This is a genomic window from Arthrobacter sp. BPSS-3 (genome assembly GCF_044628475.1).
Classification (GTDB): Bacteria; Actinomycetota; Actinomycetes; order Actinomycetales; family Micrococcaceae; genus Arthrobacter.
Map to the genome: position 1 here is coordinate 589,931 of NZ_JBIMMV010000001.1, position 20,856 is coordinate 610,786.

Here is a 20,856-nt window from a genome sequence, read left to right on the forward strand (position 1 = left end):
GGCGGGCCCCGCCGTCGAGTTCCGTCCCTCCGGCCCGGCCGCGCCGGAGGGCGTGAACGGCGCCCTGTGGCGGGTGATCGCAGGCGCGGGCGCCCGCGCCGCCCGGTGGCCCTGGTGGGTCCAGATCTCGGCGCTGTACCTTGCCGCCCGCCTGGTCAGTGCGTGCATCTTCGCCGGCGCAGCACTGCAGCAGGGCGTTAACCCGTGGTTCCCGCCGGAGCCGGACTACTGGAACTTCATCAACATCTGGGATGCCCGCTGGTACGGCGAGGCGCTGCGGAACGGCTATCCGTCCGAACTCCCGGTGGACGCGGCCGGCAACTTCAAGGAGAACGCCTGGGCGTTCTACCCGCTGTTCCCGCTGCTCGGCCGGGTGCTCAGCGGCCTGACGGGACTGGCCCCGGCAACCTCTCTCACCCTGATCGCCTCGGTAGCGGGGCTGGGCGCCGCCCTGGTGATCTACCGCCTGTTTCGGTTTAAGGCCGGTCACCGCACCGCGCTGTGGGGTTCCGTTTTCGTGGCGACCTTCCCCGTGGCTCCCATCCTCCAGGTGCCCTATGCCGAGTCGCTGAACCTGCTCCTGCTGGCGGCGGCGCTGCTGCTGGTGCTGGAGCGGCGGTACCTGTGGGCCATTCCGGTGGTGCTGCTGATGGACCTGTCCCGGCCCACGGGCGTCCCGTTCGCTGCGATGCTCGGGCTGTTGTTCTTGTACCGCCTGTATGGCCGCGTCCGCGCCGGGCGCCGCCACGGCCTACCCGGCCAGGCGGCCGTCGGCGGTCCCGCCGACCATACGCCCGCCGGGCTCTGGACGCTGGCCGCCCTGACCGCCGTCGCGGGCGTCGGTGCCCTGCTCTGGCCCGCGATCGCGTGGGCCGTCACCGGGGACATCCAGGCCTACACGCGGACCGAGACGGTGTGGCGGGGCCACGACTTGGTGCCCTTCAAGCCGTGGTTCGATACCGGTGTCCAGCTGTTCGGCCCGGTCCTGGGGCTGCTGGCACCCTTTGTGTTCGTGGCCCTGTTTGCGCTGCTGATGATGTCCAAGCCGGCGGTCCGGCTGGGGACCGAATTGCGCCTCTGGTGCGTTTGTTACGTGGGGTACCTGCTGGTGTTCCTGCACCCTCAAACCAGCACCTTCCGGATGCTCCTGCCGCTCTTCCCCCTGGCACTCAGCGCGGCCTGGATATCCCGATCCCGGGCCTACCGCGGCGCCGTGGTAGTCATGTTTTTGCTGCTCCAGCTGGTGTGGGTTGTGTGGCTCTGGGCCTGGGCCCAACTGCCCGGCGGCGGGGACTATCCGCCCTGATCTGCCGCTCCCAAGAATCTCCATCGATTAGCTACGCTCAGGTAATTGCGGGATAATGGTGCCCAAGCTAAGGAAAACTGAGTGTCAAACCCCGGCGTCCGCTCGCGGCCGGCGGGCAGCTTAATGGACCAAGCGGACACAGCCCGGCCGGGCTGGAAAGTCACGGGACAATTTGGAGGGGATATTCCGCATGGCTGCTATGAAACCGCGCACCGGCGACGGACCGATGGAAGTGACCAAAGAGGGTCGCAGCCTGATCATGCGGGTCCCGCTGGAGGGCGGGGGCCGGCTGGTGGTCGAACTTAATGCCGCTGAGGCCTCGAACCTCAGGGAATGCCTGGTCGGCGTCACCGAATAGGGCGCGGCCGGCACGGCTGGCAGGACAAGAACAAAGGGACCGGTTGCCGCGAGGCAGCCGGTCCCTTCTGCGTTTGCCGGGATTACTTCTTGACGGCCACCAGGAGTCCGTCGCCGGTGGGCAGCATGGCCGAGGCCAGCCGTTCGTCGTCGCGGATGGCCTTGCCGATCTGGCGCAGCACCACGGTGGTGGCCTCCCGGGCCGCGGGGTTGGCCACCCGGTCCTGGTCCAGGGCGTCGTTGACGATCAGCAGGCCGCCACGCTTGAGCAGCCGGATGGCCTGCTCCACGTAGCGCGGGTAGTTCGGCTTGTCCGCGTCGATGAAAACCAGGTCGTATGCGCTGTCGGTCAGCCGGGGGAGCACGTCGCCGGCGCGGCCGGAGATGGTGCGGGTGCGGTTGGCGGGGTTCCCTGCCTCCTGGAAGGATTCCCGCGCCGCGCGAAGGTGTTCGACGTCGACGTCGATGGTGGTCAGGACCGCCTGCGGGCCCAGGCCGCGGAGGATGCAGACGCCGGAGACGCCGGCCCCGGTGCCGATCTCGACGGCGGTCTGGGCCTTGGACGCGGCGGCCAGCACGGTAAGCACGGCGCCCACCCCCGGACCCACCGGCGTCACACCCAGTTGGAACGACCGCTCACGCGCGTGCAGCAAGACCTCGTCCTCGGCAGGCAGATCTTCTGCGTAGGACCAGCTTGTGGACTTATCGGCGCTCATGGGTATCGCTTTCCGGGCAGGAGGGGAGTGTTCCCTCCAGCGTACTGGGTCCGGCCCCGCGAACCGGCGCGGCATTCCGCCGATGGCGGAAGTCCCCGGGCGGGTCAGGAATTTCCCAGAATTTTTTGAAATGATGGCTATCCGCTCATCCCCACGGTGATCGGCGTCGAACCAGTGGTGCAGGAGCCTGCGGGAGCAGGCGCCACGGAGACGTAAACACCATCTGCGAGGGGAGTGGACAATGTCGGTTCTGGCAAATGTCCCAGTCAGTGATCACGCCCAGCCCGCGGCCGATGCCGAATGGGTCCGGCCGACGTGGGAGGAAGTGGTCACGAACCACTCTGCCAAGGTCTACCGCCTCGCCTACCGGCTGACGGGCAACAAGTACGACGCCGAGGACCTCACCCAGGAGGTCTTCGTCCGTGTCTTCCGGTCGCTCGAGAACTTCAAGCCCGGCACCCTCGACGGCTGGCTGCACCGCATCACCACCAACCTCTTCCTGGACCAGGCCCGCCGCAAGAGCCGGATCCGGTTCGATGCGCTGGCCGAAGACGCCGAATCCCGGATCCCCGGCCGGGAACCGGGCCCGGAGCAGAGCTTCGAGCTGAACAATCTGGACCTGGACGTGCAGGCCGCCCTCGAGGAGCTGCCGCCGGACTTCCGGGCCGCCGTCGTCCTCTGCGACCTGGAGGGCCTCTCCTACGACGAGGTCGCCGCCGCCCTGGACGTCAAGCTCGGCACCGTCCGCTCCCGCATCCACCGCGGCCGGACCTTGCTGCGCGAGAAGCTCGCCCACCGTGACCCCCGTCCGCAGCCCAAGGCCGCCCTGAAGCCCCGCCTGAAGATGCCGCGCATCGCCGGTTTGCTCTGACGGGACGATGGCACAGCTGAGAGTTCTCCTGGGGGGCCTGGCGTGTAAGTTCCTCGCCCGGCAGGCCCGGCGTGACCGGTCGGCCAGGGTGCTGCCCAGTGCGGCGGCCGAGCGCCGCCTCCAACGCCATCTGCAGCGTTGCGCCGGCTGCAGGCGGCGCCAGGCCCACGAGCGGCAGTACCTGCAGCGGCTCCGCAACGCCGCCGTCCCGGAGGCCAGCGGCGACCTGACCGCCCGGTTGCTGGCAAGGACCAGCGAGATGGCGCAGCAACCCGAAATCACGCGCCCGGGTACCGCACAGCCCCATGCCGCATCCCCCGGGGCCGGGACGCCTGCCGCCCGGCCCGTCGCCCCTGCACCGGCCCGCAACGCGCGGGTCCGGCTGGCCGCCGCCGTGACCGGGGGCGTGGCCGCAGCCACCTGCCTGACCGCGGGTACCGCCTACGTCCTCGGTGAAGAAAGCGGGGCTGCCGCCGGCGCGCCTGCCTTCACCGATGCGCTCACCCCGCCCGGAACCGGCCGCTTCGTCTCCGCCCAGATGGCCTCCGTCTCCGGCTGGCGGTTGAGCGGTGAACCGGACATCGCGCCGGCCGAATCGCTCAGCGCCGAGCAACTCTCCGCGCTTCGCGCCCGCGGCTGGGCCTGCCCCGAGTTTCGCGACCTCGGCTACCACCTCGCTTGGGCGCGTGCGGGCGCGGCGGACGGAAAAGACGTCCTGGAGCTGCGCCTGACCGACGGACAGTCCTTCGCCACGGTGCTGGAACAACACCCGGATCCCGCCGGTACTGCCGCTGGCTCTGAGGGCGCTGTGCCCGTCAACGTCCTCACCGGCCACCCGGCCCCGGCCGACGGCTTCGTGCCCGTCACGCTGAACGCTACGGCCGCCGACGCCGCAGGGCACGGGGCACCCGGTGTCCTCTGGGTCAACCGCCAGCCGCCCTACCGGGCCATCTACCGGACCGAACGCGCCACTTTCACCGTGGTCGCCGAGGCTCCGCCGGCCGAGACGGACGACGGCGTCGCCGCGGCGCTGCTGCCCGCCCAGCCCTCCACCGCGGGCCCCGGGGCCGGTGCTGGCGCTGCCCCGGCCGCGGAGTCCCTGCAGACCCGGCTGGGCCGGGGCCTGCAGCGCGTTGTTGAGCTCCTGGCCCGATGAGCGCCCGCATTTTCACCGGCACGCGGGGTGCCGGGGGACGTTCCGACGCCGAATCGTCGGCTCCCGGGACGAGAGGGTAATCTTCCTAGAGTGTTTGGAATCAACGGCCCGGAGTTCATTCTGCTGCTGATCATCGGCCTCCTGGTGATCGGTCCCAGCCGCCTCCCCGAATACACCCAGAAACTGGCGAATATCGTCAAGGAAGTCCGGCGGATGGCGTCCGGCGCGCGGGAACAGATCAAGGAAGAAGTCGGCATCGACATCGACGATGTGGACTGGAAGAAGTACGATCCGCGCCAGTACGATCCCCGCCGGATCATCCGCGAGGCCCTGCTGGAGGATGACACCAAGCCGGTCAGCGCCGGTGCTCCCGCGGCCGTAGCCGCCGCGGAGGAGCGGAAGCCCGCCCGGGTGGTGGAACGGCTGCCCGAGGGCGTGCCGGCCCCCTTCGACACCGAAGCCACCTAGGGGCAGCGAACCCCGTCCTAGGCGCCAGGCGCCGGATGCCGTACGCTCAGCGGGGCTGGAGTCCCAGCGGGCGGCCGGCGAGGTTCCGGGGGACGGAGGCGAGCCGGCCCGCGATGGCGTCCAATGCCGCCGCGGCCGGGGTTTCCGGGTGCGCCAGCACCAGCGGGGTGCCGGCGTCGCCGCCCTCGCGCAGCAGGATCTCCAGCGGAATCTGGCCCAGGAGCGGCACGTCGGCGCCGACCGTGGCGGAGAGCCGCTCGGTGAGGACCTTGCCACCGCCGCTGCCGAACAGCTCCATCCGGCCGCCGTCGGGCAGCTGCAGGTAGGACATGTTCTCGACGACGCCCGCCACCGTCTGCCCGGTCTGCGCGGCGATGGTGCCGGCACGTTCGGCGACGTCCGCCGCGGCAGCCTGCGGGGTGGTGACCACCAGGAGCTCGGCACCGGGCAGCAGTTGCGCCACGGAGATGGCGATGTCCCCTGTACCCGGCGGCAGGTCCAGGAACAACACGTCGAGGTCCCCGAAGTAGACGTCCGTCAGGAACTGCTCCAGCGCCCGGTGCAGCATGGGCCCGCGCCAGGCCACCGGCTGGTTCCCGGCGACGAACATGCCGATGGAGATGACCTTCACGCCGTGGGCCACCGGCGGCAGGATCATGTCGTCCACCCGGGTGGGGGCGGCGGTGATGCCCATCAGCGCCGGAACGGAGAAGCCGTGGACGTCGGCGTCGACGATCCCCACCCGCAGACCCTTCGCCGCCAGCGCGGAGGCGAGGTTGACCGTGACGGAGGACTTGCCCACGCCGCCCTTGCCGCTGGCCACGGCGTAGACCTTGGTGAGGGAGCCGGGCTGGTTGAAGGGGATGCCGCGGACACCGCCCGGGCCGCGCAGCATCTCCTTGAGCGCGTCCCGCTGTTCCTGCGTCATCACCTTGAGCTCGACGTCGACGGCGGTGACGCCCGGGACGGCGGCCAGCGCCGCCTCGCAGTCGGCGGTGATGGTGCCGCGCAGCGGGCAGCCGGCGATGGTCAGCAACACGCTGATCCGCACCCGGCCGTCGTCGGAGACCTCCACCGCGTCGACCATCCCGAGCTCGGTGATGGGGCGGCGCAGCTCCGGGTCAATGACGGTGGCCAGCGCGGCGCGGACCGCCGTTTCCAGTCCGGGCGCGCCGGAGTGATCCTGCAGGGTGTTCACCAATGTCAGCTTTCGGGGACCGAGCGGCGGCCCTGGGTCTCGGCGCCGCCGTCGACGCGGACGCGGGGGATCTGCTGGGTGCGGGGACCGCGCTGCTTGTCCCGGCGTTCCCTGAGGTGCTCTTTGACCTTGTCCCGCGGGTTGTCCGGACCGGCGCCGGGTTCGTCCTGGTTGCGGAGCTCCTCCTGCGCCTCCAGCATGTCCTCCAGCAGGCTGCGCAGTTCCGCGCGGACGTAGTCGCGGGTGGCGACTTCGCGCAGCGCGATGCGTAGGGACGCCAGTTCCCGGGTCAGGTATTCGGTGTCCGAGAGGTTCCGTTCGGCGCGCTGCCGGTCCTGCTGCAGCGAGACGCGGTCCCGGTCATCCTGGCGGTTTTGGGCCAGCAGCAGCAGGGGAGCGGCGTAGGAGGCCTGGAGCGAGAGCATCAGGGTCAGCAGCGTGAAGCCGAGGTCCTTGGAGTCGAACTGCCAGTCACTGGGCGCCCAGGTGTTCCAGGCCAGCCAGAAGACACAGAACACGGTCATGTACACCAGGAACTGTGGCGTTCCCATGAAGCGGGCGAAGCCCTCGGTGGCGTGGCCGAACGCGTCCGGGTTGGGTGAGAGCTTGGGCAGGATGCGTTGCCGGCCGCTCAGCGGGGTGTCGAGGGTGCCGGCGGAGCGGGTGCCGGGACGGACGTTGGAGTTCCGGGGGGTGCTGAGTTCAGCCAATGCGGCCTCCAAGCTTCCTTATCGGGGCGTCATCCTCGTGGGCGCGCCAGTCGTCGGGCAACAGATGATCAAGCACGTCGTCAACAGTCACCGCCCCGACAAGCCGGCCGTCGTCGTTGACCACGGGAAGCGAGTTGAGGTTGTAGGTGGCCAGGGTGCGGGCCACCTCGCTGATGTGCGCCTGGTCGGAGACGGGCTCCAGATTTTTGTCCACCAGATTGCCCAAGGGTTCAGGCGGCGGGTAACGCAGCAGCTGCTGGATGTGGACGACGCCGAGGAACCGCCCGGTGGGGGTCTCCAGCGGCGGCCGGGCAATGAAGATCGAGGACGCCAGGGCGGGGGAGAGCTCCTCTCGGCGGACGTGCGCCAGGGCCTCGGCCACGGTCGCCTCGGGCGGGAGGATCACCGGGACCGGGGTCATCAGGCCGCCGGCGGTGTCCTCGTCGTACTCGAGCAGGCGCCGGACGTCCTCGGCGCCCTCGGGCTCCATCAGCTGCAGGAGTTCCTCGGCCTGGGCGGAGGGGAGCTCGGCGAGGAGGTCGGCGGCGTCGTCCGGGTCCATCTCCTCCAGCACGTCGGCGGCGCGTTCGACGTCGAGGGCGGACAGGATCTCCACCTGGTCACCCTCGGGCATCTCCTGGAGCACGTCGGCGAGTCGTTCGTCCTGAAGTTCGCTGGCCACCTCGAAACGGCGCTTGTCGCTCATCTCCTGCAGGGCCTCGGCGAAGTCGGCCGGCTTGAGGTCCTCGTGGGTGGCGACGAACTGGGTGGCGGCTTGCGGCTCGGTGCGGGCGCCCTGCTGCGCGTCGGCCCAGTCGATGATGAGGGTTTCGTTGCGGCGCAGCCGGCTCAGCGGCGAGAGCGAGTGGCCGCGGCGGACGAAGAGCTTGCTGACAAACCAGTCACCCGAGCGGTGCCGGTCCATCGCGATGTCCTCGATGGTGGCGTCGCCGCTGCCGTCGGCCAGGGTCACGCGCCGGTCGAACATCTCGGCGACCACCAGGGTCTCGGCGCCGCGCTGTTCGAAGCGGCGCAGGTTCACCAGCCCGGTGCAGATCACCTGGGTCTGGTCGATCGAGGTGATGCGGGTCATCGGCACGAAGACGCGCTTCTTGCCCGGGACCTCGACGACGATGCCCACCACGTGGGGTGCGCCGCGGTTGCCGCGGGAGAGCACGACGACATCGCGCAACCGGCCGAGACGGTCGCCCAGGGGGTCGAAGACGTCCAGTCCGAGGAGGCGCGCGACAAATACCCGCGAAAGAGTGGTGCTCACTCCTACAGGCTACCGAGTCTGCTCTCTTTTAGCTGAATTTGCAGTCACCCACCAGCTCGATGGGTGAGAATGGGCCTATGTCAAACATTTTTGGTGGTCCGAAGGCCAACGTTCCGGGCGGGGCGGACGATGCCCGCGCCGTCCCCAAGGGTGACACGGTCGGTTCCTACAGCTCCTACCTGGACGCCCAGAAGGCCGTGGACTACCTCGCGGACCAGCAGTTCCCCGTGCAGCTGGTCTCGATCGTGGGCAACGAGCTGAAGATGGTGGAGCGGGTCACCGGGCGGCTGACGTATCCCCGGGTGGCGCTCTCCGGCGCGCTCAGCGGCATGTGGTTCGGCCTGTTCGTCGGCGTCATGCTCTCCTTCTTCTCCACCTCGGACGGCTACTTCTCCATCATGACCTCCGTGCTGATGGGCGCCGCGTTCTTCATGCTGTTCGGCATCGTCACCTACGCCATGCAGCGCGGCAAGCGTGACTTCACCTCCACCAGCCAGGTGGTGGCCACCAACTACGACGTGGTGGTGGCCTTCGAGGCGTCCCACGAGGCGCGCCGCCTGCTCCAGCAGCTGCCGATGAACCGCTCCGACGCGGCCGGCTACCAGCAGCACACCCCGCAGCAGGGCCAGCAGCCCTGGGGCGGCCACCAGCAGAACGGTCCCCGGCAGAATGGTCCGCAGCAGACCGGACCCCAGTACGGCGGCCCGCAGCAGGGCCAGCCGCAGGGCCCGCAGCGTCCGGCCGGCTGGACCGACCCCTACGGCCAGCGCTCCCCGGAAGCCGGCCAGCAGCCGGGCCAGCAGCAGCCCGGACCCCAGCAGGGCCCGTACGGTGCCCCGGCCGGCGAGCAGAACCAGCAGCCCGCCCGCCCCTCCGCCGTCCGCTACCCGGACCTGCCGGACGGACGCCCTCAGTACGGCATCCGGGTCGGCGATGCGCCGAAGCAGGAGGGCCAGCAGCCCGAGGGCGGCCAGCAGCAGCAGTAGCTGAACCCAAGAGACAAAGAGAGGACCCCCGGCGCTGCGCCGGGGGTCCTCTCTCGTAGGTGGGGTCGGGTGCCTACTGGGCGTCGACTTCCTGGTAGATGCCCGCCATCCAGGACTCGACGTCGTCGGCCTTGCGCGGCAGGGCGGCGCTGAGGTTGACCGGGCCGTCCTCAGTCATCAGGATGTCGTCCTCGATCCGGACGCCGATGCCGCGGTACTCGGCAGGGATGGCCAGGTCCTCGTCCTTGAAGTACAGGCCCGGTTCGATCGTGAAGACCATGCCGGGCGTGAGCACACCGTCCAGGTACAGCTCACGCTTGGCCTGGGCGCAGTCGTGCACATCCAGGCCCAGGTGGTGGCTGGTGCCGTGCGGCATCCAGCGCCGGTGCTGCTGGCCCTCGACGCTGATGGCCTCCTCCACGGAAACCGGCAACAGGCCCCACTCGGACAGGCGCTCGGCCAGGACCGTGGTGGCGGCGGTGTGGATGTCGCGGAACTTGGTGCCGGGCTGGGCGGCGGCGAAACCGGCGTCGGCGGCGTCCAGGACGGCCTCGTACACCTTGCGCTGGATCTCGGAGAAGGTGCCGTTGGCCGGCAGGGTGCGGGTGACGTCGGCGGTGTAGAGCGAGTCCGCCTCGACGCCGGCGTCCAGCAGGAGCAGTTCGCCCGCGTTGACCTTGCCGGTGTTCCGGGTCCAGTGCAGCACCGTGGCGTTGTTGCCGGACGCGGCGATGGTGTCGTAGCCGAGTTCGTTGCCTTCTTCACGGGCGCGGGCGAAGAACGCGCCCTCGACCACGCGCTCGCCGCGGTGGTGGGTGAGCGCGCGCGGAAGGGCCTTAACCACCTCGGTGAAACCTTCCACCGTGGCGGCGACGGCGATTTTCATTTGCTCGATTTCCCACTCGTCCTTGATCAGGCGGAGTTCGGAGAGGGCCTCGCTGAGCTTCTCGTCGAGGGCGTCCAGCACGCCGAGGTCCAGGTTTTCCGGGTCCTTGGCGGTGTTGTAGCGGGCGGTGTCCACGAGGGCGTCGATGTTCTCGTCGACCTTGCGGACGAGGCGGATGGAGATCCCGCCGATCTCGGGCGCCCCGACGTCCTTGGTGATGGCCAGTTCGAGTTCGGCCAGGTCGGCGGTCGCCAGGCCCAGGCGGGCCTTGAACTCGGCGAGGGTCGGGCGGGCGCCGATCCAGAATTCACCGGAGCGGGCGTCGGCGTAGAACTGTTCGGTGTCGCGGCCGGCCAGCGGACGGAAGTACAGCGTCGCGTGGTGGTGGCCGCCGTCGTCGCCCTTGCCCTCATCCGTGGGCTCCAGGATCAGGACGGCGTCGGGCTCGTGGTCCAGGCCGAGGCCGGTCAGGTGCGCGAACCCCGAGTGCGGGCGGAAGCGGTAGTCGCAGTCGTTGGAGCGGACCTTCAACGGGCCGGCCGGGATCACCAGGCGTTCACCCTTGAACTGCTCGGAGATGGCCTTGCGGCGGGAGGCGGCGTGGCCGGCGACGGCGTCCCGTTCCGGCAGCTCTGCCGGGGCGGCCGCCCAGTTGCTGGCCATGAAGGCCTTGAAGGCCTCGGAAGCGGGGCGCTGGGAGCGGTTGTTGACGCGCTCTTCGAGGGGCTGGGAAGCGGAGATCTGGGTGTTATCTGCATCGTTCACGTCCCCATCGTCTCACCAGCGGCGCGGCTTAGGCCAACAGGCCGCCCGGGGCCCGGAGGCACCCCGATCTACTAGGCTGGGCAGGTGAGGATAGACCTGCATGCCCACTCGAATGTTTCCGATGGAACCCAGCCGCCGGCGGAGCTGATCGCCGCCGCCGCGGGGGCCGGACTCGACGTGGTGGCCCTGACCGATCACGACACCACGGACGGCTGGGCCGAGGCCTCCGCCGCGGCCTTGAAGCTGGGGGTGGCCCTGGTCCCGGGCATGGAGGTCTCGTGCCGGACCCGCGAGGGCATCAGCGTGCACCTGCTCAGCTACCTGCACGACCCCGCCCACCCGGGGCTGCTGGAGGAGATCACCAAGTCCAAGGACGCCCGCTTCACCCGGGCCGAGCGGATGGTCAGCCTGCTGGCCGAGGACTACCCGCTCAGCTGGGACGACGTGATCCACCACGTGGCCCCCGGCGCTACCCTGGGCCGCCCGCACATCGCCGACGCGCTCGTGGCCGCCGGCGTCGTCGAGGACCGGAGCGAGGCCTTCGAGACGATCCTGACCTCCCGGTCCCGCTACTGGGTGCAGCACTACGCCCCGGATCCGGCGGCCGCCGTCGAACTCGTCCGGGCCGCCGGCGGGGTCCCGGTCTTCGCCCACCCGGTGGCGTCCTCCCGCGGCCGGATCGTCGGCGAGCACACCTACCGGGAGATGATCGACGCCGGCCTGGCCGGCCTCGAGATCAACCACCGGGACAACCCCGAACAGGGCCGGGCCTTCCTGCGCCGCCTGGCCACCGAGCACGACCTGCTGGTGACCGGCTCCTCCGATTACCACGGCGCCGGGAAGCCGAACCTGCTGGGTGAGAACACCACCGCCCCGGAGGTGCTGGCACGCATCGAGGAACTCGCCAGCGGCACCGCGGTGGTGCGCTGATGGACTGGATCGACCTGCAGCTGCTGGCCTCGGTGATCGTGACGCTCTTCGTGATCATGGACCCGCCGGGCACGGTGCCCATCTTCATGTCCCTGACGGCGCAGATGAACGCGAAGGAACGCAACCTTTCGGCCCTGCAGGCGCTCGTGGTGGCCACCGGCGTGATTGTCACCTTCGCGATTTTCGGCCAGTCCATCCTGAACTACATGCACATCTCCCTGGCGGCGCTGCAGGGCGCCGGCGGCCTGCTGCTGGTCCTTATCGCGCTGCAGTTGCTGACCGGGTCCACCGGCGGGGAGGAGAGCGCGGCGAAGTACACGAACGTGGCGTTCGTCCCGCTGGGCACGCCGTTGATGGCCGGACCTGGCGCGATTGTCGCGGTGATGGTGTTCGTCCAGCGGTCCTCGACGGTGCCGCAGTACCTTGCGGTGGGCGTGGGCATCGCCGTGACGCTGGCGTCCCTGTACCTGGCGATGCGGTTCGCCGGGCTGGTGCAGCGGGCGCTGGGGGAGAACGGCGTCGAGCTGGTCACCCGGATTGCCGGCCTGTTGCTTTCGGCGATCGCCGTGCAGATGATCGCCGACGCCGTACACTCCTTCGTGAAGAGCTGGATGTAGCGCTCAGGCCCAGTTCTCAGGCCGGGCTCTCAGGCAGGCGGCGTGGCCGGGTGGGCGGTGAACTCGGCGGCGCCGGACAGGCGCTTGGCCATGACGTCGATGGCCGCCTGGTTCTGGTCCACGCAGACGAATTTGCGGCCCAGCTTTGAGGCCACGGCGCCTAGCGTCCCGGAGCCGGCGAAGAAGTCCAGGCACCAGTCCCCGGGCCGGCTGGAGGCTGCCACCACGCGGCGGATCAGCCCCTCGGGCTTCTGCGTCGGGTACCCGGTCTTCTCCCGGCCGGTGGGGGAGACGATGGTGTGCCACCAGACGTCGGTGGGCAGCTTGCCGAGCTCCCGCTTGGCCGGCGTGACCAGACCCGGCGCCATGTACGGCTCCCGGTCCACCTCGGCGCTGTCGAAGTGGTACTTCGCCGGGTTCTTGACGTACACGAGGATGTTGTCGTGCTTGGTGGGCCAGCGGAACTTCGCGCGGGCGCCGTAGTCGTAGGCCCAGATGATCTCGTTGAGGAAGCACTCGCGGCCGAAGATCGCGTCCAGCATCACCTTGGCGTAGTGCACCTCGCGGTAATCCAGGTGCAGATAGAGCGTGCCGTCATCCGCCAGCAGCCGCCACGCCTCCACCAGCCGTGGCTCCAGGAAAGACCAGTAGTCGCTGAAGGCGTCGTCGTAGCTGTGCAGGGCGCCCTTGATCGTGTCGTAGGAGCGGCCCTTGAAACCCACCCGGTCGCCCACGCCGTCGGCGTTGAGCACCATCTTCGTTTCCTGGCGCTTCTGGACCCGGCCGGTGTTGAAGGGCGGGTCCACGTAGATGAGGGTGAAGGCGCCGTCCGGCAGCGTCTGGAGGTACTCCGCGTTGTCCGCGTGTACCACCAGGTTGCTGCCGTCCGGCGCCCAGACGGAGTCAGGCATGGTGGGGATTAGGCCTCGGCGCTGCGCGTCGCGGTACCGCCCTGGGCCTCCCCGGAAACCACTTCGCCGTTGTGGCGGCGGGTCCGGGTGCGGCGGCGGGCACGGGTGGCCCGGTCAACCTCGGTGGCGGACGTCGCGGCGGCGGCGCGGCCGGTGGCCTCCGCGGGCGCTGCGGCCGTCTCCTGCTCGGGGGCGGTCCGACGACGGCGCGAACCTTCGCGGGTGCCTTCGCGGGAGCCTTCGCGCGAACCGGAGCGGGAGCCGGAACGTCCGCCCTCGCGGCCGCCTTCGGACGAACCGGCCCGCGAACCCTCGCGGCCGCCGGAGCGTCCGCCCTCACGGGAGCCCGAGCGGCCGCCGTCGCGGGAGCCGGTGCGGGCGCCGTCACGTCCGCTGCTGCGCGGGTTCTTCTTGCCGGTCTCGCCTAGGTCCTCGAGTTCCTCGGCGTCCACGCCGGCCAGGACGCGCTTGTCGCGCGGCAGGCGGCCCTTGGTTCCCTCGGGGATATCCAGGTCCTCAAACAGGTGCGGGGAGGAGGAGTAGGTCTCGATGGGTTCCGGAACGCTCAGGCCGAGGGCCTTGTTGATCAGGCCCCAGCGCGGCATGTCGTCCCAGTCCACGAAGGTCACGGCGGTGCCCTTGTTGCCGGCGCGGCCGGTGCGGCCCACGCGGTGCAGGTAAATCTTCTCGTCCTCGACGCACTGGTAGTTGATCACGTGCGTGACGTCGTCGACGTCGATGCCGCGGGCGGCGACGTCGGTGGCGACAAGGACATCCACCTTGTTGTTGCGGAAGGCGCGCAGCGCCTGTTCGCGGGCGCCCTGGCCGAGGTCACCGTGGATGGCGGCGGCCGCGAACCCGCGGTCCACGAGTTCCTCGGCGACCTTTGCGGCGGTGCGCTTGGTCTTGGTGAAGATGATGGTCCGGCCGCGGCCGCGGGCCTGCAGGATCCGGGCCACCACCTCGACCTTGTCCATGCTGTGGGCGCGGTAGATCAGCTGGCGGATGTCCCGCTTTGTCAGGCCCTCGTCCTCGGGGTCCGCGGCGCGGATGTGGGTGGGCTGGCTCATGTAGCGGCGGGCCATGGCGATGACCGGGCCGGGCATGGTGGCGGAGAACAGCAGGGTCTGGCGCACGGCCGGGGTGGCGGCGATCAGCGTCTCGACGTCGGGCAGGAAGCCCAGGTCCAGCATCTCGTCGGCCTCGTCGAGGATGACCATCTTCACGTTCTTGAGCACCAGGTGCTTCTGCTTGAACAGGTCGATCAGGCGGCCGGGGGTGCCGACGACAACCTCCACGCCCTTCTGCAACGCATCGACCTGCGGCTCGTACGCGCGGCCGCCGTAGATGGTGGCGATCCGGGCGTTGCGCTTGCGGGCCGCGTTCTGCAGGTCGTTGGCGACCTGGACGGCGAGCTCGCGGGTCGGGACGATCACGAGGGCCTGCGGGGCACCCGGTGTCGGGAGGGCGTCGTAGCCGGCGTCGTCGCGGCCGACGACCCGCTGCAGCGCGGGGATGCCGAAGCCGAGGGTCTTGCCGGTACCGGTCTTGGCCTGGCCGATGATGTCGTGGCCGCCCAGGGCCACCGGCAGGGTCATGGCCTGGATGGGGAACGGGTGTGTGATCCCGGCGTCGGCCAGGGACTCGACGATGTCGGCGCGGACGTTGAAGTCGGCGAACGTCTTTTCCGGAAGGGCGTGGGGCGCCTCGTCGGAGCTGATGGTTTCTTCCGGTTCGATCGATTCCGTGCCGGATTCGTCGGTCAGAAGCTGATGCGTGTGCAATTCACTCACGGGGAGTTTCCTTATTCATTTGGGTTGCGCTGCCTGCTCGACGGGGCGGCGGAGGGCCGTTCCGGAGCACGCTCGGTAGGCGCAAGCAAGTCCAGTGGAGCCGATCGCGGGCTATCTAGATGCTGGCACTGGGACCAGCGGGTGTGTCTCAAGATCGCGTAGGGGCGGGCTTGTTGATTCGAAATTACGAGGAAATCAACGACCGGGCATCCATTACTACCCTTCCAGTCTAGCCGTTCGGCCCCTGCGTCCCCGACGGCGCGGCCGTTGCGGCGCGGTGCGGCCTCAGCCGGCGAGCTCCAGCCGCACCTCGCGGGCGGCGATGTCAGCCGAGACGACGCGTACCCGGACCAGGCTGCCCGACTCCATCTCACCCGGGCATCGGGCGGTCACGGCCGGCTCTGCGATCTGCACGATTCCGGACGGACCGTTGCCGTTGGGTTTTGTCCCGTTCCCGTTGCCGTTGCCGGCCCCCGCGCCGTTACCGTTGGCGGGCTTCGACCCGGAAATGACGACGGCGTCGAACTCCTGGCCGACGTGGTTGACTAGCAGCGCCGCCTCGACCGTGTCCAGGGACATCCGCTCCAGCTTCCCGGCGAGCTGGTCCGAGGCCGCCATGATCGCGGGCAGGGACGGCAGCGCCTCCCGGGCCCAGGCGGGAACTTCAGCGCCGTTCGAGAGCGCCTCGCAGATGACCAGGACGAACCGGTCGATCAGCCGCCGCAGCGGGGCGGTGGAGTGCGCGTACGACGCGCCGATGGCGGATTGGATGGCGTCGTCCGGGACGCTGCCATCGAACGGGGTGTAGCCGGCGCCGCGGAACAGCATCCCGGCCGAGTGCAGGATGGCCAGCTGCTTGGGGTCTGTGGGGTCCAGGGTGCGCAGGTATTCCCCGTAGCTGGTCTCCCCGTCCCACGGCTTGCCGAGCGCTCCGGTCTGCCGGCGGAAGTGGCGCAGGGAGCGTTCGTCCGGCGCGGGCATGGTCCGCAGGATGCCCACCTTGCCCTTGAGCATCAGGCCCGCGGCGGCCATTCCGGTCATCAGCGAGATCTGCGCGTTCCAGTCCTCCACCGGCAGCGGGGGAGCCGCGACGATCCGGTAGCCGCCGTCGGGGAGCTGTTCGATTTCCTGGTCCGGCATGTTCAGGCTCGCTCCGCCGCGCTGCCGCTCGAGCTCCACCCGCTTGCCGCCGACCTCTTTCAGCAGTTCCAGGACGGGGGCGGCCGTGCCGGCGTCGAGGTCCGCCTGCACCCCGGCGTAACTGAGCTTGGCGCGGCTGATGACCCGGGCGCGGCGCACCAGGACCGAGGACACCTCGGCGGCGGCGTCGAGCTCGAACTCCCAGACGAAGGCCGCGCAGAGCTGGCCGGCCAGGAGGCTGCCGGCGGCCTCGCTGATGACCTCGGGGTGGAGCGGGATGCGGCCCTCGGGCGTGTAGAAGGTCTGCCCGCGGCGGCGCGTCTCGGCGTCGAGCGGGCCGCCGGGGGCCACGAAGGACGGGACATCGGCGATCGCGTAGAAGACCTTGTATCCGTCGCCGGAGCGGTCAATGAACAGGGCCTGGTCCAGGTCCGTGGACGACGCCGGGTCGATCGTCACGAACTCCACGTGGGTCAGGTCCAGGCCGGGAAGTTCGTGCCCGGCCACCGCCGCCTCGGCGTCGCGCAGCGCCTCCTTGGGGAACGGCCCGGGCAGTTCCAGGACGGTGCGCAGGGCCTTCAGCGCCTCGGCGAGCTGGTTTTGCTGCTGGCGGACGCTCGGCGTCAGGCGATGGTGAGACACGAAAGTCAGGGTAGCCCGAAATCCGCCGCTAGTCTTGAACGATGAGCACTCCGACGCCGGATTCCGCCCGCGATCACCGCTTTCTCACGGACCTGCTCGGCGTGATGGCCTACAGCGAACTCTCCGCCTTTGAACGGCTCTCCTCCGACGCCCGCTACGCGCCCGCCCTCCGGGACAGGGCCGTGCTGGGCCGGCTGGCGGTGCGGGAGTTCGAGCACTACGAACTCGTGTGCGCCCGGCTGCGGGACATGGGCGAGGACGTGGAGGGCGCCATGGTGCCGTTCCAGCGCTCGGTTGACCACTTCCATGAGCGGACGCGGCCGGCCGACTGGTTCGAGTCGCTGATGAAGGCGTATGTCATCGACACCGTCTCCGCCGACTTCTACCGTTCCCTGATTCCGCGGCTGGATCCCGCCACCGCGGCCCTCGTGGAGCAGGTCCAGGCCTCCGAAGAGGCCACCGGGGTGCTGCGTGAACGGCTCAAGCAGGCCCTGGCCGACGATCCCCGGCTGGCCTCCCGGCTGGCGCTGTGGGCACGGCGGCTTCTCGGCGAGGCGCTGACCCAGGCGCAGCGGGTCGCGGCCGACCACGCTTTCCTGGCCGTCCAGGGTTCGGAAGCAGCGGGCAACGGGGCAACGGGCAACGGCGTCCCTGCGGGCACGGATCCGGTCCGGGCGCTGCTGACTTCGCTGGCCACGGCGCACTCCCGCCGGATGACCCTGCTGGGCCTGGCCGGGTAGAGGGCCTGCGGCCGGTGAGGCCGAGGCGACCGGCCGCGCTTACGCACGGCCGCGACTAAGCCCGGGCGTCGAGGGCGGCGAGCAGGGCCTGCGCCGCAGCGGCGGGGTCGTCCGCCTTGGTGATCGCCCGGACCACCACGATCCGCCGGGCCCCGGCGTCGAGGACCTGCTCCACATTTGTCAGGTCGATGCCGCCGATCGCGAACCACGGCACGACGCCGGCCACCTTGCCGCCGTCGCCAGCGGCCTCGGCGCGCTCGATCGCGTCGGCGGCGTAGCGGACCAGGTCCAGGCCGACGGCGGCCCGGCCGGGCTTGGTGGGTGTCGCCCAGACCGGGCCCACGCAGAAGTAGTCCAGCCCGCTCCGGCCCGGCGCGGCGGCGATGGCGGCGTCGACCTGCTCCGGGGTGTGGGTGGACAGGCCGATCACGGTGTCCTTGCCGAGGAAGTCCCGGGCCGCTCCGAACGGAATGTCCTTCTGCCCGATGTGGAACACCGGGGCACCGGCCAGCGAGGCCAGGTCGGCGCGGTCGTTGACGGCCCAGAGCCGGCCGTGGCGCGCCGCGACCGTGTGCAGGACCTCCAGCAGCTCCAGTTCCTCCGCGGCTTCGATGGTCTTGTCGCGGAGCTGGATGATGTCCACGCCCCCGGTAAACGCGGCATCGACAAAGGCTTCAAAGTCTCCGCGGTCCTTGCGGGCATCGGTGCAGAGGTACAAACGGGCGGTGCTGTGGACATCCTGGCTCATGCCCCAAGCGTAGTTCCTCTAAACTGGGCGCATACCGCGGGAGCCCCGCACGCCGTCGACGGCGCAGGGCTGAGAGGGCGTCAGAGCCGACCACTTGACCTGATCCGGCTAGTACCGGCGTAGGGAAGGAACCCATGAACACCACCCCCAGCCCTAAGGCCCGGCCGCACGGCCCCGGTGCCCGGCCTGACGGCCCCCTCGACGCCGTCGTGATTGGCGGGGGCGTGATCGGCCACGGCATCGCCTGGGAACTCCGGCGCTCCGGACGCACCGTGGCGCTGATCGACGACGCCCCCGGGGACGGCGCCAGCTGGGCCGCCGCCGGGATGCTGGCACCCGTCAGCGAACTCCACTACCAGGAGGAGGGACTGCTGCCCCTGATGCTGGAGTCCTCCAGGCTCTGGCCCGCCTTCGCCGGCAGCCTCGCCGACGGCGGCGACGGGGGAGCCGGCACCGGCTACCTCACGACGCCGACCCTCGCCGTGGGCGCCGACGCCGCGGACCGGCAGGCGCTCGCGGACCTGCGCGCCCTCCAGGTGGCCTCCGGACTGTCCGTCGAACCCCTCACCGTGCGGGAGGCCCGCCGCCGCGAACCGTTGCTCAGCCCGGCGATCTCCTGCGCCTTCGAGATCCCCGCCGACCACCAGGTGGACCCGCGCCGCCTGATCACCCGGATCAGAGCCCTGCTGGCAGCCGACACCGCATTCCGGGCCGTCCCGCACCGCGCCGCGGGCCTAATCGAGGCGGACGGCCGGATCGCCGGCGTGCGGCTCAGCGGGGGAGAGGAGATCCGGTCGGCCGAGACCATCGTGGCCAACGGCCTGGGCGCCGCCGCCCTGCAGGACCTCCCGGCCGGGCTCACCCTGCCGCTGCGGCCGGTCCACGGCGACATCCTCCGGCTCCGGGTGCCCGAACGCCTGCGTCCATTGCTGAGTTCCACCGTGCGCGGGCTGGTCCGGGGTGTCCCGGTCTACATCGTTCCGCGCGGAGACGGAACCGTGGTGGTTGGCGCCACCCAGCGCGAGGACCAGGCCGGGGACCTGGGCGTCTCCGCCGGAGGGGTCTACCAGCTGCTGCGCGATGCCCAGCAGCTGGTCCCGGCCGTCGCCGAGCTGGAACTCGTCGAGGCCACGGCCAGGGCACGCCCCGGCACCCCGGACAACGCCCCGCTGCTGGGACGGGTCCGTGCCGCCGGCGGCGGCCACGTTCCGGGCCTGGTGATCGCCACCGGCTTCTTCCGGCACGGTGTGCTGCTGACCCCGGCGGCCGCGGCCATCTGCCGGGAGCTGCTGGACGGCACCCCGGACCCGCGCTGGGACGGGTTCCTCCCGGACCGCTTCGACCGCCCACGCACCGACGCTGAGCACAACCAGTCGACCAGCTTAACCAACGCTCTCCACCCCGCGACCCACAGGACAACCGCATGAACATCACCCTCAACGGGAAGCCGCACGCGCTCCCGGACAACGCCACGGTCGGCGCCCTCGTCAGCGGCGTCACCGGCCGGCCCCTGGCGGACAACGGCCAGGCCACGGACGGACGCAAACTCGGCGTCGCCGTCGCGCGCAACGCCGAGGTCGTGCCCCGCAGCCGGTGGCACGCAACAGAACTCATCGAGGGCGACGACGTCGAACTCGTCACCGCGGTACAGGGAGGATGAACGGCATGAACGAAGCAGACACCGCGCAGGAGCCCGCCGTGAAGGCCACGGCGCACCGCGACCCGGTGACCTTCGACGGCGTGGAGCTGGGCTCCCGGCTCATCATGGGCACCGGCGGCGCACCCAGCCTCGACGGCCTCGGCGCCGCACTGGAAGCGTCCGGAACGGAACTGACCACCGTGGCGATGCGCCGCTACTCCCCGGCAGAGAGCGGATCGCTGTTCCAACTGCTGGCCGACCGCAACATCCGGGTGCTGCCCAACACCGCAGGATGCTTCACCGCCCGCGACGCGGTGCTCACCGCCGAACTGGCCCGCGAGGCGCTGGAGACGGACTGGGTGAAGCTCGAAGTGATCGCCGACGAACAGACGCTGCTTCCGGACGCCCTGGAACTGGCCGACGCCACCGAACAGCTGGTGGCGCGCGGGTTCAAGGTCTTCGCCTACACGAACGACGATCCGGTCCTGGCGTTGCGCCTGGAGCACCTCGGTGCCACGGCCGTCATGCCGCTGGGCGCGCCGATCGGCACCGGCCTAGGCATCCTGAACCCGCACAACATCGAACTGATCGTCTCCCGGGCCTCGGTACCCGTGGTCCTCGACGCCGGCATCGGCACGGCCTCGGATGCGGCGTTGGCCATGGAGCTGGGCTGCGATGCCGTGCTGCTGGCCACAGCGGTGACCCGGGCGCAAAACCCGGTGCTGATGGGGGAGGCGTTCAAACACGCCGTCGCCGCGGGCCGCCTGGCCCGGCTGGCTGGCCGCATCCCGCGCCGCGAGCACGCGCTGGCATCCTCCGGCATGGAAGGCCGCGCCGAGTTCCTCTAGCCGCGGCGCCCGTATGGGTAAAGGACGATATTGGTGGGGTGGGGACCAATCCGTGGGGCGGGTGTTACCGAAGTACTTCTGACAGACCAAGCCGGTCCCTTCGGTTTGATCAGGCCGCGTTCGCGGGCCTGGGCCGGGCTTTTCCCCATTCGT

General features: G+C 70.3%; 21 protein-coding genes and 1 riboswitch. Of the genes, 12 read left to right on the forward strand and 9 right to left on the reverse strand.

What is annotated here, in order from left to right:
* Window positions 1-52: 52 nt before the first annotated feature.
* Together ACFVY3_RS02845 and ACFVY3_RS02850 are read left to right on the forward strand one after the other, a co-directional pair.
* The gene (locus ACFVY3_RS02845; RefSeq protein WP_400158708.1) at window positions 53-1,306 is read left to right on the forward strand and encodes a hypothetical protein; all 1,254 of its coding nucleotides are present in this window, start codon (window positions 53-55) and stop codon (window positions 1,304-1,306) included.
* A gap of 190 nt (window positions 1,307-1,496) precedes the next feature.
* On the forward strand, window positions 1,497-1,664 hold the full coding sequence (locus ACFVY3_RS02850) for a DUF3117 domain-containing protein (protein WP_290255770.1): 168 nt from the start codon (window positions 1,497-1,499) through the stop codon (window positions 1,662-1,664).
* An 82-nt stretch (window positions 1,665-1,746) separates the two neighbouring features.
* On the opposite strand, the gene ACFVY3_RS02855 is transcribed toward ACFVY3_RS02850, so the two are convergent.
* A complete protein-coding gene (locus tag ACFVY3_RS02855; protein ID WP_290255769.1) occupies window positions 1,747-2,379 on the reverse strand; it encodes an O-methyltransferase in 633 nt (210 codons plus the stop codon).
* Window positions 2,380-2,620: 241 nt separating this feature from the next.
* On the opposite strand from ACFVY3_RS02855, the gene sigE reads away from it, so the two are divergent.
* From sigE to ACFVY3_RS02870, 3 genes are all read left to right on the forward strand, one after another.
* Window positions 2,621-3,250, forward strand: a complete 630-nt coding sequence (sigE, locus tag ACFVY3_RS02860) for an RNA polymerase sigma factor SigE (RefSeq protein WP_290255768.1) — start codon at window positions 2,621-2,623, stop codon at window positions 3,248-3,250.
* A gap of 7 nt (window positions 3,251-3,257) precedes the next feature.
* Window positions 3,258-4,406, forward strand: coding sequence for a hypothetical protein (locus ACFVY3_RS02865; RefSeq protein WP_400158687.1), 1,149 nt, complete (start codon window positions 3,258-3,260; stop codon window positions 4,404-4,406).
* 90 nt (window positions 4,407-4,496) lie between these two features.
* Entirely contained in the window at window positions 4,497-4,874 is a 378-nt protein-coding gene (locus tag ACFVY3_RS02870) for a twin-arginine translocase TatA/TatE family subunit (protein WP_290255766.1), read from the forward strand.
* 46 nt (window positions 4,875-4,920) lie between these two features.
* On the opposite strand, the gene ACFVY3_RS02875 is transcribed toward ACFVY3_RS02870, so the two are convergent.
* Genes ACFVY3_RS02875 through ACFVY3_RS02885 form a run of 3 tightly spaced genes read right to left on the reverse strand, consistent with a single transcriptional unit; the run spans window position 4,921 to window position 8,058 of the window.
* Window positions 4,921-6,063 carry an Mrp/NBP35 family ATP-binding protein gene (locus tag ACFVY3_RS02875; protein ID WP_400158709.1) on the reverse strand — a complete coding sequence of 381 codons (1,143 nt, stop codon included), beginning with the start codon at window positions 6,061-6,063 and terminating at the stop codon, window positions 4,921-4,923.
* 14 nt (window positions 6,064-6,077) lie between these two features.
* Window positions 6,078-6,794 carry a DUF1003 domain-containing protein gene (locus tag ACFVY3_RS02880; RefSeq protein ID WP_400158688.1) on the reverse strand — a complete coding sequence of 239 codons (717 nt, stop codon included), beginning with the start codon at window positions 6,792-6,794 and terminating at the stop codon, window positions 6,078-6,080.
* Window positions 6,775-8,058 (reverse strand): magnesium transporter MgtE N-terminal domain-containing protein, encoded by a 1,284-nt coding sequence (locus ACFVY3_RS02885; RefSeq protein WP_290255761.1) that lies wholly within the window; start codon window positions 8,056-8,058, stop codon window positions 6,775-6,777. The genes ACFVY3_RS02880 and ACFVY3_RS02885 overlap by 20 nt, the downstream gene beginning before the upstream one ends.
* Before the next feature lie 77 nt (window positions 8,059-8,135).
* On the opposite strand from ACFVY3_RS02885, the gene ACFVY3_RS02890 reads away from it, so the two are divergent.
* Window positions 8,136-9,044 (forward strand): general stress protein, encoded by a 909-nt coding sequence (locus tag ACFVY3_RS02890; RefSeq protein ID WP_400158689.1) that lies wholly within the window; start codon window positions 8,136-8,138, stop codon window positions 9,042-9,044.
* A gap of 73 nt (window positions 9,045-9,117) precedes the next feature.
* Here ACFVY3_RS02890 and ACFVY3_RS02895 read toward each other — a convergent pair whose 3' ends face one another.
* Window positions 9,118-10,695 carry an aminopeptidase P family protein gene (locus tag ACFVY3_RS02895; protein ID WP_400158690.1) on the reverse strand — a complete coding sequence of 526 codons (1,578 nt, stop codon included), beginning with the start codon at window positions 10,693-10,695 and terminating at the stop codon, window positions 9,118-9,120.
* 84 nt (window positions 10,696-10,779) lie between these two features.
* Here ACFVY3_RS02895 and ACFVY3_RS02900 point away from each other — a divergent pair, with 84 nt between their 5' ends.
* Both ACFVY3_RS02900 and ACFVY3_RS02905 read left to right on the forward strand, forming a co-directional pair.
* Complete coding sequence (locus tag ACFVY3_RS02900; protein WP_364133030.1) at window positions 10,780-11,625, forward strand: PHP domain-containing protein; 846 nt, start codon at window positions 10,780-10,782, stop codon at window positions 11,623-11,625.
* An 8-nt stretch (window positions 11,626-11,633) separates the two neighbouring features.
* On the forward strand, window positions 11,634-12,242 hold the full coding sequence (locus ACFVY3_RS02905; RefSeq protein ID WP_400158710.1) for a MarC family protein: 609 nt from the start codon (window positions 11,634-11,636) through the stop codon (window positions 12,240-12,242).
* A 29-nt stretch (window positions 12,243-12,271) separates the two neighbouring features.
* Here the strand turns inward: ACFVY3_RS02905 and ACFVY3_RS02910 are convergent, their stop codons facing one another.
* The 3 genes from ACFVY3_RS02910 to ACFVY3_RS02920 form a co-directional block, all read right to left on the reverse strand.
* A complete protein-coding gene (locus tag ACFVY3_RS02910) occupies window positions 12,272-13,153 on the reverse strand; it encodes a DNA-methyltransferase (RefSeq protein ID WP_400158691.1) in 882 nt (293 codons plus the stop codon).
* Window positions 13,154-13,161: 8 nt separating this feature from the next.
* Window positions 13,162-14,946: a DEAD/DEAH box helicase gene (locus tag ACFVY3_RS02915; RefSeq protein WP_400158692.1), complete on the reverse strand. Its 1,785-nt coding sequence runs from the start codon at window positions 14,944-14,946 to the stop codon at window positions 13,162-13,164.
* 285 nt (window positions 14,947-15,231) lie between these two features.
* Entirely contained in the window at window positions 15,232-16,728 is a 1,497-nt protein-coding gene (locus tag ACFVY3_RS02920; protein WP_400158693.1) for an RNB domain-containing ribonuclease, read from the reverse strand.
* Between the two features lie 41 nt (window positions 16,729-16,769).
* Between ACFVY3_RS02920 and ACFVY3_RS02925 the strand changes: the two genes are divergently transcribed.
* Window positions 16,770-17,468 (forward strand): ferritin-like fold-containing protein, encoded by a 699-nt coding sequence (locus ACFVY3_RS02925; RefSeq protein ID WP_400158694.1) that lies wholly within the window; start codon window positions 16,770-16,772, stop codon window positions 17,466-17,468.
* A 55-nt stretch (window positions 17,469-17,523) separates the two neighbouring features.
* Here ACFVY3_RS02925 and thiE read toward each other — a convergent pair whose 3' ends face one another.
* The gene (thiE, locus tag ACFVY3_RS02930) at window positions 17,524-18,216 is read right to left on the reverse strand and encodes a thiamine phosphate synthase (protein WP_400158695.1); all 693 of its coding nucleotides are present in this window, start codon (window positions 18,214-18,216) and stop codon (window positions 17,524-17,526) included.
* A gap of 26 nt (window positions 18,217-18,242) precedes the next feature.
* A riboswitch (TPP riboswitch) is annotated at window positions 18,243-18,360 on the forward strand.
* On the opposite strand from thiE, the gene thiO reads away from it, so the two are divergent.
* From thiO to ACFVY3_RS02945, 3 genes are all read left to right on the forward strand, one after another.
* Window positions 18,351-19,643, forward strand: a complete 1,293-nt coding sequence (gene thiO / locus ACFVY3_RS02935; protein WP_400158696.1) for a glycine oxidase ThiO — start codon at window positions 18,351-18,353, stop codon at window positions 19,641-19,643. It overlaps the preceding riboswitch by 10 nt.
* On the forward strand, window positions 19,640-19,876 hold the full coding sequence (gene thiS, locus ACFVY3_RS02940; RefSeq protein WP_290255751.1) for a sulfur carrier protein ThiS: 237 nt from the start codon (window positions 19,640-19,642) through the stop codon (window positions 19,874-19,876). Before thiO ends, thiS begins: the two co-directional genes overlap by 4 nt.
* Window positions 19,877-19,881: 5 nt before the next feature.
* Entirely contained in the window at window positions 19,882-20,703 is an 822-nt protein-coding gene (locus tag ACFVY3_RS02945) for a thiazole synthase (RefSeq protein WP_290255750.1), read from the forward strand.
* Window positions 20,704-20,856: the final 153 nt, after the last annotated feature.

Excerpts from the sequence above, each read along its gene's own strand:
- ACFVY3_RS02850 (WP_290255770.1), top strand. The coding sequence starts at position 1,497 with ATGGCTGCTATGAAACCGCGCACCGGCGACGGACCGATGGAAGTGACC.
- ACFVY3_RS02855 (WP_290255769.1), bottom strand. The coding sequence starts at position 2,379 with ATGAGCGCCGATAAGTCCACAAGCTGGTCCTACGCAGAAGATCTGCCT.
- sigE (WP_290255768.1), top strand. The coding sequence starts at position 2,621 with ATGTCGGTTCTGGCAAATGTCCCAGTCAGTGATCACGCCCAGCCCGCG.
- ACFVY3_RS02865 (WP_400158687.1), top strand. The coding sequence starts at position 3,258 with ATGGCACAGCTGAGAGTTCTCCTGGGGGGCCTGGCGTGTAAGTTCCTC.
- ACFVY3_RS02890 (WP_400158689.1), top strand. The coding sequence starts at position 8,136 with ATGTCAAACATTTTTGGTGGTCCGAAGGCCAACGTTCCGGGCGGGGCG.
- ACFVY3_RS02910 (WP_400158691.1), bottom strand. The coding sequence starts at position 13,153 with ATGCCTGACTCCGTCTGGGCGCCGGACGGCAGCAACCTGGTGGTACAC.
- ACFVY3_RS02925 (WP_400158694.1), top strand. The coding sequence starts at position 16,770 with ATGAGCACTCCGACGCCGGATTCCGCCCGCGATCACCGCTTTCTCACG.
- thiE (WP_400158695.1), bottom strand. The coding sequence starts at position 18,216 with ATGAGCCAGGATGTCCACAGCACCGCCCGTTTGTACCTCTGCACCGAT.
- thiO (WP_400158696.1), top strand. The coding sequence starts at position 18,351 with ATGAACACCACCCCCAGCCCTAAGGCCCGGCCGCACGGCCCCGGTGCC.
- thiS (WP_290255751.1), top strand. The coding sequence starts at position 19,640 with ATGAACATCACCCTCAACGGGAAGCCGCACGCGCTCCCGGACAACGCC.
- ACFVY3_RS02945 (WP_290255750.1), top strand. The coding sequence starts at position 19,882 with ATGAACGAAGCAGACACCGCGCAGGAGCCCGCCGTGAAGGCCACGGCG.